Origin of the sequence: Algoriella xinjiangensis (genome assembly GCF_900115015.1) — a bacterium.
In the GTDB taxonomy this organism is placed as follows: Bacteria; Bacteroidota; Bacteroidia; order Flavobacteriales; family Weeksellaceae; genus Empedobacter; species Empedobacter xinjiangensis.
Genome location: NZ_FOUZ01000015.1, coordinates 1 through 15276, shown reverse-complemented (window position 1 = coordinate 15276; position 15276 = coordinate 1). Strand labels below are relative to the sequence as shown.

Here is a 15276-nt window from a genome sequence, read left to right as displayed (position 1 = left end):
ATCCTGCATAAAAAAAGCGATTTGTAAAAAATATACTTTTAATAAATTTCATTAACGAGGAATTTCTACACGGTCAATAATTTGTTGAATAATATGATGTGTTGTAAAGCCTTCCATTTCTTTCTCAGGAATCATCACAACACGATGTCCCAAAATAGCATAAGCAACTTGTTTGATGTCTTCGGGAATTACAAAATCACGTCCATTAATTGCTGCATTAGATTTGGATGCATCTAAAATTGCAATAGACGCACGCGGCGATGCACCAATATATAAAGCTTGATCTATCCTTGTTTGATGAACAATTGTAGCAATATAATTAAGCAAAGCTTCGTGTACATAAACCGATTTTATGCGTTGTTGATACGATACAATTTCTTCACCATTTATCACTTTTTCTACCAATGATTCTTTGTCAATTTCTTTGCGATTTTGTTGCTCATTCAATAAGATAATTTCATCCTCTAACGATGGATATTTCACAATAATCTTGAACATAAAACGATCCAATTGCGCTTCTGGTAAACGATATGTACCTTCTTGTTCAATCGGATTTTGTGTCGCAAAAACTAAAAAAGGTGGCGCCAAAGGATAGGTAGTCCCATCTACAGTAACTTGTTTTTCTGACATCGACTCAAACAACGCAGCTTGAGTTTTGGCTGGAGAACGGTTAATTTCATCAATCAAAACAATATTAGCGAAAATAGGTCCTTTTTTGAACTCAAATTCATTGATTTTTGAATTAAGAATTGACGTTCCGATCACATCCGAAGGCATCAAATCTGGCGTAAACTGAATACGACTAAAATTGGCGTCAATTGTTTTTGCCAGCAACTTTGCCATCATTGTTTTCGCAACGCCAGGTAAACCTTCTATCAACGAATGTCCGTCAGAAAGCAATGATAAAATTAATTGATCAATCACATCATCTTGCCCAACAATTACTTTTTTTAACTCGTTTTTTATGGCATCCGTTTTATTTTGAATATCCGAAAAATCAGTGCGATTTTCGAGAGGTTGATATGTATTTTCGTAATTCATTAGATATTGGCTTTTTGTTTGTAGTTTTCGATTATGTCGTACACAATTTTTAAATCGTGTTGATTTGGGTTTTCTTTTTGGTGAATATTTTTTAGAATTTCAAAATTCTTATAACATTCTTCTTGTGTAAAATTTCCTTTTTGAGCCACAATTTCTATAAAATTTTTGTGGGTAATATCATCTGTTTCAATCAAAAATATTTTTCTAATTTTGTATAAAAAGTAATCAATTTTCTTTGAAATAATATCTTTTATTTCTCCATTTTCTTGATACAGTGATGAAATTGTTTTGGCAAATTCTACCGTATGATTTTCTTCTTGTTTATAAATCGGAATAATGCGTTGTTCGCGTCGACTTCGGAAAATTAAGAAGATAAATAAAAGTGCTAAAAGTACATACCAAGCGTATTTTAGTGCTTTTTCGGATAAAATGTAACGCATCATAGAAGTGTTGCTACTTGCATAGGTTTTATCAGTATTATACCAAATTATTGTTCTGCCTTTTAGATGTTGTAAAACCGATTTTGTGTAAAAATAACTATCTTGATTTAGTAAATAATAATTGCTAAAATAAAGCGGTTCTGCATGAAATAAATAATATCCTTTTGCATTTTCAGGTTGTTTTTTTAGAATATTTGGATAGTTTTTATTCTTATATTTTATAGTTCCTATTATTGTAAAATCGTTGCTAAAAGTTTCAAAATAATGATGTTCGATTAACTTTTTTTTATGAATATTAAATGTATCATTTGTCGTTAATTCGAAGTCCGCAGTTGGCGGTATATTGTTGGTGTAAATGGTATCTAAGGTATTATCTTGATAATCTGAAATAAGAACAATTCCTCCATTTTTTACGATATTATTGAAGTTTTGTAATGTAATCGAATCAAAATACGATTCATCAGAAATCACCACAATTGCATAGTTTTTTGCTTTTGCTGAATCAATATTTAGTTCAGAAAGTTTCTCTAAATCCTGTACTTTACCTTTTGCTAAATTTCCAATTTCTTTGTGCGCAATATACAATCCATACGGATTTTTACTGTTTTGCGTCAAATCGATTTCCCAATTTTTTGTTTTGGCTGATTTTGTACAACTATTTAATGCGAAAAATGCTGAAACAAAGCAAATAATTGCAATTAATCTTTTAAATATTATCATTTTATCGATTGATTTAATTGATTAAACATTGCTTTGAAAGTTTGGTATTGAGTTGCATCTATTTTGAATTCGCCAAACCAAATTTGATTGAAAACTTTGGTATTATTTGCAAAAGAAGTTTGTATATTTTCTTGTTTAATTTGATTAATAAATTGCTGATTTGTTTTCTTCGGATTCCATTCAATTAAACCTTTTTTATCTAAATTTTGTAAATTTTGATAATGTAAATAGCGAATTGCTAAAGGATAATTTTGTTCTTTTTCGGCTTTAACAATTAAATCATTCAGATTAATTTCAGATAGATTTTCTTCAATAAAACCAAAATCAGATTCGTTATAAATTTTCTTCGTATTAGATTTAAAAACTCCACCATTTTTATAAATACGATAAGCGATAAAAGCTAAAAAAAGTGCCAATAAACAATAGAAAATTATCTCTAATGGTAAGCGCAAAATCACATTAAAAATCTTTCCAATAAATTCAGAAAATTCATTTGGTTGATATTCTTTTGGAAGTGGTTTTTCTTTTTCGATATAATTAAATTCTTCCGAATTATATTTTGCTTTAAACGTATTAAATTCTTGTGATTTAGTTTGAGCAAAAAGTATAATTTGAAAAAATAGAAGTAAAAATGTCGTTATAATTTTATTCTTTTTCATTTGTTGTTTGTGATGGATTAAACAAAAAAGAATTATTATTTCTGTGTTTTTGAATTGGATAAATAATATAATACCAAACGATTAAGGAAATTGAAAGTAAAATAACTAGTAAGCTAAAAAACAGATTGACATCGTATAAACGTGTTATAAAACCTTCAATAAAACCAGCAATCATAAAGAGAGGAATAGTGCTAATCAAAATCATTACGGCTTCTTTTGCTTTGATGGTTAATGATTTTGTTCGCGATAAAGTTTTAGGAAACATAAAACTATTACCAATCATTAAACCACAAGCTCCAGCAATAATTATAACCGAAATTTCTATAGTTCCGTGCATCCAAATGGCAGACATTGCTTTTCCTAAAACACCTTCTTGGTAAAACATATAATGAAATGCGCCCAACATTATTCCGTTCGAAAATAAAATATAACCCGTACCAATACTAAAAAATAAACCTAAAGTAAAGGCGTAAAATGCAACTTTTATATTGTTAATTGTGATGTATAAAGTAGAGCCAGCCTCGCTTCCAGATTTGTAAATTGCCGCAGGATCTCCTTTTTTTATATTGATTAATGTTTCGTTTACATAATCATCGCCCAAAATAAGTCGCGTAAAATCTGGATCAAAATGCGAAGATAATACACCAATTAAAACTGCAAGCGAAAAGATTAGAAATGAATACAAAAACATTTTTTGGTTTTTATATACAATCGCAGGAACATCATTCTTGAAAAAATCAATAAACTGATTAGACGAAGTTCGTTGATCTTTGTAAATTGATTGATGGGCAAAAAGTGCCAACTCATTCAAATAATCTTTGGTTTTACTTTTTGAATAATAGGTTTGCGCAAATGCCAAATCATTTGTAATTTCAATATAGTTTTTGGCTAAAATATCTGGATGTACATTTAATTTATTTTTCAAATTATGTTCAATATCAGACCATTTCGCCTTATTTTTATCAATAAAATGCGCTTCTCTCATTTTAGAGTAGTTGTTAGTTACCCAAATATATGAATAAACTTTTAGTGAATACACCACAAAATGTTCAAATTGAATATAATATTGCACCATTAGGCAAGCGCGTATTAGCGTATATTATTGATGCAATTATTCGTATTATTTTAGCGTATTCTTTATTTTTTGTTTCAGAACATCTGCCTTATAATGACGAATGGATGCAGTACGGTATTGATAGTACCATCTTTTTTATCGTGTTAATGTATCCACTTATTTTAGAAATTTTGATGAATGGACAAACCGTTGGAAAGTTGATAATGAAGATTCGTGTGATTCGTATGGACGGAAATCGTGCCAATAATTTTGATTATTTTTTGCGTTGGGTAATCGGAATTGTAGAAATTTATCTGTTTTTTGGAATGATTGCTTTGATAACTGCAATTGTCAACAAAAATGGACAACGTTTAGGCGATATTGTGGCAAATACTTGTTTGATTGATCTTAATCCGAAATTAGATTTATCACAAACTATTTTTGCAGAAGTTTCGCAAACGTATAAAATCCGTTTTCCAGAAGTTTATCGTTTGTCCGACCGCGATATAAATATTGTGAAAGAAAATTTTACGTCAGCTTTACATTCAAATAATTACGATGTTTTACAAAAATTAACGCGAAAATTAGAAGAAATAATGGATGTAAAAAGTGATGGTTTAGGAAATATAGATTTTATACAAGTTATAATTCAAGACCATTATCATTTTCATAAAGACAAGTAAATTGTATTTTTGCCTCAAAATTATTAAGAAATGAATTGTCCTTGTTGTTCAGGAAAACCCTACGAAAATTGCTGCGAACCTTTTCATCTTGCAAAAGAAAATCCAGAAAATCCAGAACAATTAATGCGTTCGCGTTACACAGCTTTTGCTAAAGTTTTGACAGATTATTTAGTTGAAACGACACATTTTTCTACCCAAAAATTACATGATGCAAAAGATATTGAAAATTGGGCAAAATCAAATAAATGGCTAAAATTAGAAATCGTTTTTGCGAAAGATGACAAAGTTAGATTTCGTGCTTTTTATCAAGATCAAAAAGGAGATATTTACGAACATGATGAACTTTCTACATTTAAAAAAGAAAACGGGAAATGGTTTTATCTAGATGGAGAATTTTATTGATTTATTTTAAATTTTTCAGAATATCTTCTACTTCTAATTGATAAATTTCCAAAAACTTCTCATCATAAGGATCTTTATCTTTGTAATTGTTTTTGATTAATTCTAAACTTTTTTGGTAATTATATTTTGCAGAATCCAATTGATTAGTAGCTTCTAAAGTTTGTGCTTTGTAAAAGTAGGCTTCTGCAATATTTTTATCTAAATTAATGGTTTTATTGTAAAATTCTATCGCTTTTTTATAATTTTTCTGATCAAATTCCATTTTTCCTCTGTAAGTAAATGTTCTTGGATAAATGTTTTGAGGATTTTTTTCGGACGCAATAAATTTGTCATAATAAATATTTGCCGAATCATAATTTTTTAAACCTTGATAAGAAATTCCCATCAAATAATAAATATTTTCTCCCCAAGGATATTCAACGATTTTTGAAAGTTTATTTAATCTGTGATAATTTTTTAAGGCATTTTCATAATCCTTAAGTTTTGTTTGTTTTATCCAGCCAGCATAACCTAATTTTTCTTGTGGAGCTAGTGCAATTGCTTTATCTAAACGCTTCATTCCTTCTTCGTGCTCTCCTCGTTTGTTATATGCTACTGATGATTCCCAAACTATTTTATAATTATCAGGATTAGACTTTATTAAATGATCTAACATAAATACCGAGTAATACGAACCTTGAGGTTCCGCTGCTATTTTAAATTTTGTATCAATAGGAGAGAAAAAATACAAATAAATTATAAAAATACTTACACAAAAAATAGGAACAGAAAACAATAGTTTTAGTGTTCCAAAAATAATTCGAACAACTTTAGAACTAAAAAATATCTTCAACTTTTCCATTTCGTATTTTGATATAAATTTGATAATAAGAATCTTTATTTTTTCCATTCCAATTTTTCAATTGTTGTATGATTGCAACAATTTGTTTTTGTAAAGATGCAGGAATTTCAATATTTTTATAGTGCTGATTTGTAGTTTTAATTCTGAAATAACCAATTTCATTTTTACAATTAATTACAAATCTTACATTAATAAGTCCAGAAAAATTAGGGTAATTTAAGTTATTAATTGATTGAGAAATTTCATTTCTAATTCCGAAACGTTCCGTTTTATAACCAGTTTTATCATTATAATATTGATAAATATCAGATGAACAAGGTTCAAAAGCTGTATTCTGGTCAATAATATCACGTTTATTAATATTACCAACTTCCGTTTTAAGACTAAAATAAAAAATTGCTCCTACAATAATTACCAGAAAAATTGTGAGATATACAAAGTAGTTGATGTATTTCATTCAGATAAAGTTATATAAAATTTTAATAAATAAAAACCTCAATTTTATGAATTGAGGTTTTGTTTTTTTATCTGAAATAGAGTTAGACTTTAATTGCCTTTCTATTTAATTTATTTTGATAATTGACCAATTTTTTCCCAAGAAGGATCAATGTTTAATTTTACAGCAATGTAAACATCTTCACCTTTTTGATTGAAAACCGTTCCTTCAGCCATTTCTGCTTGTACTTGCTTTGGTGTTAGTCTAAACATTGCGCCTGTAGCAGGATCAATAATAAAACCAATTAAACCTCCAAAAAATGCATTTCCAATGTACCATGCATTAAATTTTTTAGTGATTTCAATTTCAAATGGTTGATATCCATCTAAAACAATTTTTACATTGTGATTTTTCTTACGTTCTAACTTCTTTTCTATTGGCGTTTTTCCAATTTCCACTTCATCAATGTAAACTGTTGCTTCGGAAGGAGTACTTGCAAAGCTAATTTTCTGTTTAGAGCCAGAAATAATTGTAGCACAACTTGTTAAAGTTAATAAACTTCCTGCAAATAATGCAATTGATAATTTTTTCATGTGTAATTTTTAATATGGTATAATCGCAAAATATTATTCAGAAATATTTTGTTAAAATTAGAACAAAAATAGACTGAAATATGGATTTAACAAATTTTATTTTAAGAATTTAGCAACACAACATAAACTCAATTCTAAGAATTGAGTTTATGTTTATTATTTAAAGTATTCTTCAGCTTCAATGATGCTTTCTGGGCGACCAACATCAATTAAAATTCCTCCCGAATGGTCGAAACCTTTTATTGATTGCGATTGCATCAAATCCATATAAACTTTCATGATAGAAAATTTACCATGTTGATGAATATGCCCAAATAGAGTAGGAGAAATCAAATGAATACCACTAAAAGCCAATTCAGTTAGGTTTTCTAAAGAATCTGTTGCTTTAATTTCTTCGTTTGTGTTTAAATTTTTCCAACCTTTTAATTCGTTTTTATCACTAAAATAAAGTTTTCGAGACGAATTTCTGTCCGAAACAGCTAAAGTTACTAGCGCTTTATTTTCTTGATGAGATTTTATAAATTCTGCAAGATTTAAATCAGTCAAAATATCTGCATTAATCACTAAAAAATCTTCTGTAAAATTGGCTTTCGCTTTTACTAATCCGCCACCAGTTTCTAAAACTTGATCAGTTTCATCAGAAATTTCAATCGAGATATCAAAGTAATTATTTTCTTCTAAAAAAGCAATAATTTGATCTGCAAAATGATGAACATTGATTACAATTTCGTCAATTCCGTAAGATTTTAGGTACTCAATATTTCGTTGCAAAAGAGTTTTTCCATTTACAACTGCCAACGCTTTTGGATGATTTTCTGTAAATGGTTTTAAACGAGTTCCTAAACCCGCTGCAAAAATCATTGCTTTCATATTTAATACGCTTCGTTTATCCAATTTTTTTCTTCTTGCACAACATGATGTAACGTAACTTGTGCTTCAGGAAATTTTTCTTCAATGTGTTTTGCGGTTGCATCAGCCGAATAAACCGAACGATGTTGTCCGCCTGTACAACCAAAATTAATTTCTAAATTCTCAAAACCACGGTTCAAATAATCTTCAATAGAAATGTCAATTACGTTAAAAGCACCTTCTAAAAAGATAGCGATTTTAGTTTCCGTTTCTAAGTATTTTTTTACCGCTTCGTCGCGTCCTGTTTGTGTCTTGTATTCTTTGATTCGACCTGGATTTAATACGCCACGACAATCAAAAACAAAACCACCACCATTTCCGGTAGGATCAGTTGGAATTCCTTTTTTGTATGAAAAACTGCGTACGTTTATGTTTAATTTAGCCATTTATTTTTTGATTTACTCGTTCTAAAGTTTCCGGTAAAACGAGAAGTTTAATGATATGTTTTAATTCTGGATAATTCTGTAAAATTGGATATTCTAATATTGCTTCTAAATTTTTCAGTCCGAAAGAAATACTGTCTATAAAATGACTTTTTCGTTCGATGATTCCGCGTAATCCGTAAGCGCCTAAAACTTGTAAAAGTCGTGCTACAACACAATATTCGTACGATTGTCTAAAATCTATCGGAATTAATGTTGGCAATTGTTTTTGTAATTCTGCAAAGTAAAATTCGTACAATTTTTTCTTAAATTCGAAAGGTAAATTTGCTTTTGCTTGCCAAATTAACGAAACCAAATCGTAAACAACAGGACCGTATAAACCGCCTTGATAATCAATAAAATATGGTTGATTATCTTTTATCATAATGTTGCGCGTTTGGAAATCTCTAAAAACAAATCCTTTTGGCGAAAGTTGATTGAATTGTGAAGCAAATAAATCAAAATCTTTAATCAATTTTCCTGCATTATAATTGATGTCTAAAACATCTAAAAAGTAAAAATTGAATTGAAATAAATCTCTTAAAACAAGTGTTTTATCTAATTTCGAATAAGAAAAAGTATGATTAAAATCGATAACTTTTTCTCCTTTTATTTGAGCAATTGCTAATTTTTCGAGCGTTTTAAAATAATACGGTTTTGCTTTTTCTAAATCAGTTAAAACCAAATCCATTAATGTTTCGTCGCCCAAATCTGTTTGAACATAAGCGGAGAAATCATCCGAAACCGAAATTATTTCGGGAATATTTGGAATTACTTTTTTTAAGTCGAGTGTAAATTGAATAAAAACTTTATTCTCTTCAATATTTTTACTTTCTGCTAAAATATACGATTCATTTTGATCAAAAAATCTTGAGTATATACGCGAAGATCCGCCACCAGAAAGTTGTGAAATACTTTCTATCGCTTGTTTCGTAAAGTTTTCTTGTAAAAATTTAGATGTAGTTTCGTTCATCGTTTTAGGTATTACTGAAGTGCGAAATTTAGAAGCACAACAGTTCAGCTAAAGTACAAAAGTTGATAGAAGTACACAAGGACGAATTATAACTTAGTAATGCCTTGTTTTTGGTAGTTTTTCTTTAGTTCAATTATTGTTTGTAAATAAATTTAAAATTTTTGTAAACATGATTTTGTGTGAGTTTTGCTAAAATTATAGCTAACATCTTATTTTACTAAAGTTACATATATCAATAAAGATTAAAAAATCATTTTACATTTTATGTAACCTTTTTCTAATTGCTGCATCTTACTAATAAATAAACATAATATGAAAAAAATAGCACTTATAATTGCCCTTATTTCGCTGCAATCTTGTATCACGGTTCGCGTAAATGCAGATGTAGATTCATCTAGTTTTTATTCAAAAGAAACAAATCCAGATATAAAAGTTCAAGGAACTTTTTTTGAAAATGGAACAAATGATTCGAAATGGTCAAATTCTAACGGAGATAATTGGACAAAAGCGAGTTTTAAAGATGCTTCTGTAACAAGTTATGTGAAATTTGAAACGACTAAAAGTTTAACCGCTAATTTTCATCATAAATTAAAATTAGAAGGTTCTGTTCGTTTTGAAATTATAGATGAGAATAAAAATGTTTTATTTTCGAGAGATTTTAAAGATTCGAAAGAAGAAAATTTTACTGTTGATTTTCCAAAATCAGGAAATTACCAAATTCGTTGGGTTTCTAAAGATGCCTCGGGAAGTTATTTTTTAGAATGGAAACAAGAAAAATAATATCATTTAATAGAAAAAGGATTTCTGCGAAGAAATCCTTTTTTATTTATAGTTTAGACAAATGCACTAAATCCTGTGATTGATCGTCCGACAATTAATGAATTAATTTCTTTTGTGCCTTCGTAAGAGTAAATTGCTTCGGAATCGGCTACAAATCTAGCCACATCATATTCTAATAAAATTCCATTTCCGCCCATTACTTCGCGTGCGTGCGAAACAACATCTCGTGTTCTTAATGTACAAAAAACTTTAGCTAACGATGCATGTTCGTCTTTTAGAATTCCTTCGTCTTGCATTTCAGATAATCTAAAAACTAAGGTTTGCATTGCCGTTAAATTAGATAACATTTCGACCAAATGTCCTTGTATCATTTGAAAAGATGCAATTGGTTTTCCAAATTGTTCTCTTTTGCGCGTATAGTCTAAAGCGCTTTCGTAGGCACCGCGTGCGCAACCTGTCGCCATCCAAGCAACGCCAGCTCTTGTCATTCTCAATACTTTTGCTGTGTCTTTAAAAGAATTGGCGTTTTGTAAACGATTTTCTTCTGTTACGACACAATCTTTTAAAGTAATTAAACCATTTTGAACGATTCTCAACGCCATTTTTCCTTTGATTTTCTCGACAGAAAAACCAGGATTATCTTTTTCTACAATAAATCCTTTTACTTCGCCATCAGCCAAATCTCTTGCCCAAATAATTATTAAATCGGCGAAAGTTGCATTTCCAATCCATTTTTTTTGACCATTTAAAATCCAACCATCTTCAGTTTTTTCACATGTTGTTGTTAAACCGCCTGCTGCACCAGAACCAACTTCGGGTTCGGTTAATCCAAAAGCACCAATTTTATCAAATTTCTGCATTTGTGGTAACCATTTTTGTTTTTGTTCTTCAGACCCGCACATATAAATTGAACCCATTGATAAGCCTGATTGTACGCCGAAAAATGTAGCAATAGAAGCATCTACACGTGCCATTTCCATTGCCAAAACTCCTTCCATCATAAACGGTAAATTTGGACAACCATAACCATCATAAGTAACCCCGCAAATATTAAGTTCTTTAAATTTCGGAATTAGTTCGAAAGGAAATTGATCGCGTAACCAATAATCATTAACAATAGGTTTGACTTCTTTCTCCATAAAAGCTCTTACTTTTAATTGTAATTCGCGGTGTTCTGGTGGAAGAGTGTGAAAAACATCATAAAAATCGCCATCAATTGGTGGTAATTCTTTTTTCTTTTGATTGGGATTCAACATTTTCATTAAGCCTTGAAGTTGTTTGTCATCAAGTTTAGAAAAGTTGTTCATGAGTTGAGGTAAATCTACTTTTTGAGAAATTTTTTGCAATTGCTCTAAATCAACAGATTTTAGTAGATGTATAATATTTTTTAAATTAGAAAATGCTCCTGACATAATAATTTGGTTTCCCAAAAATTAATCAAAGAGCATTCCTAAAATATTGTATTGTGATTAAAATTAAGCTTTTACTAATTTTATTTTCAAGTTATCTAACATTGTAGTTGTCATTTTTGAAATGTCAAATTTAGGATCAAATCCCCAATCTGCTTTTGCTACAGTATCATCAATTGATGAAGGCCATGAATCTGCAATTGCTTGACGGAAATCTGGTGCATAATCAATTGTAAAATCTGGAATGTGTTTCTGAATTTCTTTTGCTAAATCTTCTGGTGCAAAACTTAAACCTCCTAAGTTGTATGATTTAAATTCACCTAATTTTTCTGCATCCGAAGTCATTAATTCTACAATTGCATTAATTGCATCGTCCATATATAACATTGGTAAATATGTTCCTTCTTTTAAGAAAGATGTATATTTTCCGTCTTCGATAGCTTTGTAATAAATGTCTACAGCATAATCTGTAGTTCCTCCACCAGCAGGAGTTTTCCAAGAAATTAAACCAGGAAAACGTACCGAACGTACATCAACGCCATGATTTTGTTGGTACCATTTGCACCAATATTCTCCAGCTAATTTAGATATTCCATAAACTGTAGAAGGTGTTTGAACTGTGTTTTGAGGTGTGTTTTCTTTTGGTGTATCTGGACCAAAAACACCGATAGATGAAGGCCAAAATATTTTATCAATTACTTTATCTTTTGCTAATTCTAAGAAAGTTAATAAAGTATCCATGTTTAATTTCCAACCAAACATTGGATTTTTTTCTGCTGTACCCGAAAGTAATGCAGCTAAATGATAAACAGTTTTGATGTTGTGTTTTGCAATTACTTCTTTTATTTTTTCTGCATCCATCACATCAATTACTTCGTAAATACCGTCGTAATCAACATCTTTTGGGTCGCGTATGTCAGAAATAATTACATTATTTTTTCCATAAATTGTTTTTAATTTTTCGGCTAATTCAGAACCAATTTGTCCTAAAGCTCCGGTGATCAAAATCGTATCGGTTTCCATTCTAAAAGTTACTTTTGTTTGTTTACATCAAAGGTAAAATAATCTGTTAAATTTCTGAACTTATTTTAGTAGATTTGTAACAAAGGTTGTGTAAATAACGACAAATCGTATCAATAATACTTAGTACAATCATGAAAAAACAATTATTTGTTGCCGCTTTTGCATGTACATCTATGTTAGCAATGGCGCAAGAAGGATATCAGGCTTTAAATCCAAATTTTATGGATAAAACTGTTCGTCCGCAAGACGATTTATATAATTATGTAAATGGTAATTGGATGAAGATTACCGAAATTCCTTCGGACAGAGCAAGATGGGGAAGTTTTGATGAATTACGTGAAAACACAGATAAAGTAACGTTACAATTAGTAAAAGACTTAATCAAAACAAAACACGCAAATGGTACAAGTGAGCAAAAAATTGCTGATTTATACGAAGCGTATATGAATGTTGATGCGCGTAACAAAACAGGTTTAGCGCCAATTCAAAAATATTTTAAGCAAATAGATAATATTAAGAATCTAAAAGATTTACAAGATTATTTAATTGATGTAGCTTCTATAGGAGAAAATCCTTTTTATGGTGCTTATGTGTACACAGATTTAAAAAATAGTACACAAAACGCTGTTTATTTAGGTGATATTGATTTGACTTTAGGTAAAACATATTACCAAAAAGAAGATGCAAAAAATACGGAGACATTAGGTAATTTAACAAAATTTGTTGACCAATTAATGCCTTACACAGGTTCTAAAACAAGAGATTTAAAAGGACCAAAAATTGTTGAATTCGAAAAAATGATGGCGAAATACATCAAAACAGTAGAAGAAGACCGCGATCCAAATAAATCTTACAATCCAGTAAAATTATCTGAGGTTAAAAACTTAACAAAAAATATTGATATTGAAAGATATGTAAAAGCGTTAGGAATTAATCCAGAAACTGTAATTGTTGGTGAATTAGATTATTACAAAAATTTAGATAAAATCTTAAATCAAGAAAATTTACCTTTAATTAAAGATTATTTAAGATTTAAATTAATCAACTCTTTTGCAAGTTATTCTACAGCAGATTTAGATAAAATTAATTTCGAATTTTACGGAAAAACTTTATCAGGTCAAAAAGAACAACGTCCATTAGAAAAAAGAGGTTTAGCATTTGTAAACGGTTCTACAGGCGAATTATTAGGACAAATTTATGTAAAAGATAATTTTCCGCCAGAAGCAAAAGCAAAAGCAGAAGAATTAATTAGTTATTTATTCAAATCTTTTGACAAACACATCAAAGAATTGGATTGGATGTCTGCTGAAACAAAAACAAAAGCGTTAGAAAAATTAAATAAATTTACGGTTAAGATTGGTTATCCAGACAAATGGAAAGATTATTCTGGCTTACAAGTAAAATCTTTGGCTGATGGCGGTACATTAATAGACGATGTAATTGCAATTAGCAAATGGCGTTCTAAAGAAAACTTAAAAGATTTTGGAAAACCAGTAGATAAAACACGTTGGGGAATGTCGCCACAAACGGTAAATGCATATTTTAATCCAACAAATAACGAAATCGTTTTTCCAGCAGCAATTTTACAACCACCTTTCTATGATTATAGAGCAGATGCAGCTGTAAACTTTGGAGGAATTGGAGCAGTTATTGGTCACGAAATTTCTCATGGATTTGATGATTCAGGAGCAAAATTTGATGGAGATGGTAACTTAGTAAACTGGTGGACACCACAAGATGAGCAAAAATTTGCAGCAGCTACAGGTGCATTAGCAAAACAATATGACGGTTACGAGCCTGTAAAAGGAACACATGTAAATGGTACTTTTACATCTGGAGAAAATATTGGAGATTTAGGAGGAGCTTCTGTTGCTTTTGATGCATTACAAATGTATTTAAAAGACAAAGGAACTTATGCAAACATTGATGGTTACACACCACAACAACGTTTCTTCTTATCTTGGGCAACAATTTGGAGAACTAAAGCAACGGAAGAAGCATTAGTAAATCAAGTAAAAACAGATCCACATTCGCCAGGATATTACCGTTCTTTTGGACCAATCGTTAACATTGATGCTTTCCACGACGCATTTAAAACAAAACCTGGAGATAAATTATACAAAGCGCCAAAAGATAGAATTAGAATTTGGTAAGATGCTAGGTAAAATAATCACTTGGTTTAAAAATAGAAAAAGAGTTATTAGTATGACAACAGTTGAAGCAATCAACAATGCTAACGTAACATTGATAGATGTTCGTGAGCCTTATGAATTAGAGACAGAAGGATTTGTGCCAAACGCAATTAATATTCCGTTAGGAGACGTTCCGACTCGTGTAGAAGAAATAAAAGCAATGGCTAAACCAGTTGTGGTTTTTTGTAGAAGTGGTAACCGTTCTGGTTCTGCTGCACAATTTTTACAAGCAAATGGATTAGATGAAGTTTTTAATGGAGGAGGTTTTCAAGATGTTTTAGATGTTTTAGAAAAATAAATCATTGAAATAATTCAAATTTTATAAAAAAATCGATAAATATTTATTTATCGATTTTTTTTGTATTTAATTGAAAATAAAGAATATATTTACTTTTAAGTATTTGTTTTACGAAAATAATTCTAAATATTTAAAAAAAGATGAAAATAATAAGTGACCAGTTAGGTATTGGTGTGTCTTAATAATGTAAGCAGTTAAAATGTCAAAGGATAATTTAGAAAATATTGAAGATGACATTTTGGTTTATAAGATTGTCGAAACAAAAAATCAACATTTGTTTGCTATATTATATGATAGGTATGCAAACAATCCTGTCCTAAATAAAAAATCAACATAGAAAATTGGACCATTTCATTGAGTTTCCGCCTTGAAATGGTTGTTTTTCAAAATAGAACCCCTTG

17 protein-coding genes are annotated in these 15276 nt (G+C 29.8%); 5 read left to right on the top strand and 12 right to left on the bottom strand.

Annotation, left to right across the window (positions count from 1 at the left end; all coding sequences use genetic code 11):
* Window positions 1-51 precede the first annotated feature (51 nt).
* Genes BM072_RS13460 through BM072_RS13445 form a run of 4 tightly spaced genes read right to left on the bottom strand, consistent with a single transcriptional unit; the run spans window position 52 to window position 3845 of the window.
* Entirely contained in the window at window positions 52-1041 is a 990-nt protein-coding gene (locus BM072_RS13460) for an AAA family ATPase (RefSeq protein WP_092909450.1), read from the bottom strand.
* Entirely contained in the window at window positions 1041-2201 is a 1161-nt protein-coding gene (locus tag BM072_RS13455) for a hypothetical protein (RefSeq protein ID WP_092909446.1), read from the bottom strand. Before BM072_RS13455 ends, BM072_RS13460 begins: the two co-directional genes overlap by 1 nt.
* A complete protein-coding gene (locus tag BM072_RS13450) occupies window positions 2198-2860 on the bottom strand; it encodes a type 2 periplasmic-binding domain-containing protein (protein ID WP_092909442.1) in 663 nt (220 codons plus the stop codon). The genes BM072_RS13455 and BM072_RS13450 overlap by 4 nt, the downstream gene beginning before the upstream one ends.
* Window positions 2847-3845: a stage II sporulation protein M gene (locus BM072_RS13445; RefSeq protein WP_092909622.1), complete on the bottom strand. Its 999-nt coding sequence runs from the start codon at window positions 3843-3845 to the stop codon at window positions 2847-2849. The genes BM072_RS13450 and BM072_RS13445 overlap by 14 nt, the downstream gene beginning before the upstream one ends.
* Before the next feature lie 29 nt (window positions 3846-3874).
* Here BM072_RS13445 and BM072_RS13440 point away from each other — a divergent pair, with 29 nt between their 5' ends.
* Both BM072_RS13440 and BM072_RS13435 read left to right on the top strand, forming a co-directional pair.
* Window positions 3875-4597: an RDD family protein gene (locus tag BM072_RS13440; RefSeq protein WP_092909438.1), complete on the top strand. Its 723-nt coding sequence runs from the start codon at window positions 3875-3877 to the stop codon at window positions 4595-4597.
* Window positions 4598-4627: 30 nt separating this feature from the next.
* Window positions 4628-4999 carry a YchJ family protein gene (locus BM072_RS13435; protein WP_092909434.1) on the top strand — a complete coding sequence of 124 codons (372 nt, stop codon included), beginning with the start codon at window positions 4628-4630 and terminating at the stop codon, window positions 4997-4999.
* A gap of 1 nt (window position 5000) precedes the next feature.
* Here the strand turns inward: BM072_RS13435 and BM072_RS13430 are convergent, their stop codons facing one another.
* From BM072_RS13430 to BM072_RS13405, 6 genes are all read right to left on the bottom strand, one after another.
* A complete protein-coding gene (locus tag BM072_RS13430) occupies window positions 5001-5840 on the bottom strand; it encodes a tetratricopeptide repeat protein (RefSeq protein ID WP_092909432.1) in 840 nt (279 codons plus the stop codon).
* Entirely contained in the window at window positions 5815-6297 is a 483-nt protein-coding gene (locus tag BM072_RS13425) for a hypothetical protein (protein WP_092909429.1), read from the bottom strand. Before BM072_RS13425 ends, BM072_RS13430 begins: the two co-directional genes overlap by 26 nt.
* 110 nt (window positions 6298-6407) lie before the next feature.
* Window positions 6408-6869 carry a PEGA domain-containing protein gene (locus BM072_RS13420; RefSeq protein ID WP_092909427.1) on the bottom strand — a complete coding sequence of 154 codons (462 nt, stop codon included), beginning with the start codon at window positions 6867-6869 and terminating at the stop codon, window positions 6408-6410.
* Between the two features lie 156 nt (window positions 6870-7025).
* Window positions 7026-7739: a nucleotidyltransferase family protein gene (locus tag BM072_RS13415; RefSeq protein WP_092909423.1), complete on the bottom strand. Its 714-nt coding sequence runs from the start codon at window positions 7737-7739 to the stop codon at window positions 7026-7028.
* 2 nt (window positions 7740-7741) lie between these two features.
* Entirely contained in the window at window positions 7742-8164 is a 423-nt protein-coding gene (locus BM072_RS13410; protein ID WP_092909421.1) for a RapZ C-terminal domain-containing protein, read from the bottom strand.
* Window positions 8157-9173 (bottom strand): aminoglycoside phosphotransferase family protein, encoded by a 1017-nt coding sequence (locus BM072_RS13405; protein ID WP_092909419.1) that lies wholly within the window; start codon window positions 9171-9173, stop codon window positions 8157-8159. The genes BM072_RS13410 and BM072_RS13405 overlap by 8 nt, the downstream gene beginning before the upstream one ends.
* A 312-nt stretch (window positions 9174-9485) precedes the next feature.
* On the opposite strand from BM072_RS13405, the gene BM072_RS13400 reads away from it, so the two are divergent.
* The gene (locus tag BM072_RS13400) at window positions 9486-9953 is read left to right on the top strand and encodes a hypothetical protein (RefSeq protein WP_092909418.1); all 468 of its coding nucleotides are present in this window, start codon (window positions 9486-9488) and stop codon (window positions 9951-9953) included.
* A gap of 53 nt (window positions 9954-10006) precedes the next feature.
* On the opposite strand, the gene BM072_RS13395 is transcribed toward BM072_RS13400, so the two are convergent.
* Complete coding sequence (locus tag BM072_RS13395; RefSeq protein WP_092909417.1) at window positions 10007-11365, bottom strand: acyl-CoA dehydrogenase family protein; 1359 nt, start codon at window positions 11363-11365, stop codon at window positions 10007-10009.
* A 63-nt stretch (window positions 11366-11428) separates the two neighbouring features.
* Window positions 11429-12385 (bottom strand): NAD-dependent epimerase/dehydratase family protein, encoded by a 957-nt coding sequence (locus BM072_RS13390; protein WP_092909415.1) that lies wholly within the window; start codon window positions 12383-12385, stop codon window positions 11429-11431.
* 131 nt (window positions 12386-12516) lie between these two features.
* Here BM072_RS13390 and BM072_RS13385 point away from each other — a divergent pair, with 131 nt between their 5' ends.
* Window positions 12517-14538, top strand: coding sequence for a M13 family metallopeptidase (locus BM072_RS13385; protein WP_092909414.1), 2022 nt, complete (start codon window positions 12517-12519; stop codon window positions 14536-14538).
* Between the two features lie 52 nt (window positions 14539-14590).
* On the top strand, window positions 14591-14875 hold the full coding sequence (locus tag BM072_RS13380) for a rhodanese-like domain-containing protein (protein ID WP_245752197.1): 285 nt from the start codon (window positions 14591-14593) through the stop codon (window positions 14873-14875).
* Window positions 14876-15276: the final 401 nt, after the last annotated feature.

What these genes read in the sequence shown, in the direction of transcription:
- BM072_RS13460 (WP_092909450.1), bottom strand. Translation starts at nt 1,041, where the DNA reads ATGAATTACGAAAATACATATCAACCTCTCGAAAATCGCACTGATTTT.
- BM072_RS13455 (WP_092909446.1), bottom strand. Translation starts at nt 2,201, where the DNA reads ATGATAATATTTAAAAGATTAATTGCAATTATTTGCTTTGTTTCAGCA.
- BM072_RS13450 (WP_092909442.1), bottom strand. Translation starts at nt 2,860, where the DNA reads ATGAAAAAGAATAAAATTATAACGACATTTTTACTTCTATTTTTTCAA.
- BM072_RS13445 (WP_092909622.1), bottom strand. Translation starts at nt 3,845, where the DNA reads ATGAGAGAAGCGCATTTTATTGATAAAAATAAGGCGAAATGGTCTGAT.
- BM072_RS13440 (WP_092909438.1), top strand. Translation starts at nt 3,875, where the DNA reads ATGAATAAACTTTTAGTGAATACACCACAAAATGTTCAAATTGAATAT.
- BM072_RS13435 (WP_092909434.1), top strand. Translation starts at nt 4,628, where the DNA reads ATGAATTGTCCTTGTTGTTCAGGAAAACCCTACGAAAATTGCTGCGAA.
- BM072_RS13430 (WP_092909432.1), bottom strand. Translation starts at nt 5,840, where the DNA reads ATGGAAAAGTTGAAGATATTTTTTAGTTCTAAAGTTGTTCGAATTATT.
- BM072_RS13425 (WP_092909429.1), bottom strand. Translation starts at nt 6,297, where the DNA reads ATGAAATACATCAACTACTTTGTATATCTCACAATTTTTCTGGTAATT.
- BM072_RS13420 (WP_092909427.1), bottom strand. Translation starts at nt 6,869, where the DNA reads ATGAAAAAATTATCAATTGCATTATTTGCAGGAAGTTTATTAACTTTA.
- BM072_RS13415 (WP_092909423.1), bottom strand. Translation starts at nt 7,739, where the DNA reads ATGAAAGCAATGATTTTTGCAGCGGGTTTAGGAACTCGTTTAAAACCA.
- BM072_RS13410 (WP_092909421.1), bottom strand. Translation starts at nt 8,164, where the DNA reads ATGGCTAAATTAAACATAAACGTACGCAGTTTTTCATACAAAAAAGGA.
- BM072_RS13405 (WP_092909419.1), bottom strand. Translation starts at nt 9,173, where the DNA reads ATGAACGAAACTACATCTAAATTTTTACAAGAAAACTTTACGAAACAA.
- BM072_RS13400 (WP_092909418.1), top strand. Translation starts at nt 9,486, where the DNA reads ATGAAAAAAATAGCACTTATAATTGCCCTTATTTCGCTGCAATCTTGT.
- BM072_RS13395 (WP_092909417.1), bottom strand. Translation starts at nt 11,365, where the DNA reads ATGTCAGGAGCATTTTCTAATTTAAAAAATATTATACATCTACTAAAA.
- BM072_RS13390 (WP_092909415.1), bottom strand. Translation starts at nt 12,385, where the DNA reads ATGGAAACCGATACGATTTTGATCACCGGAGCTTTAGGACAAATTGGT.
- BM072_RS13385 (WP_092909414.1), top strand. Translation starts at nt 12,517, where the DNA reads ATGAAAAAACAATTATTTGTTGCCGCTTTTGCATGTACATCTATGTTA.
- BM072_RS13380 (WP_245752197.1), top strand. Translation starts at nt 14,591, where the DNA reads ATGACAACAGTTGAAGCAATCAACAATGCTAACGTAACATTGATAGAT.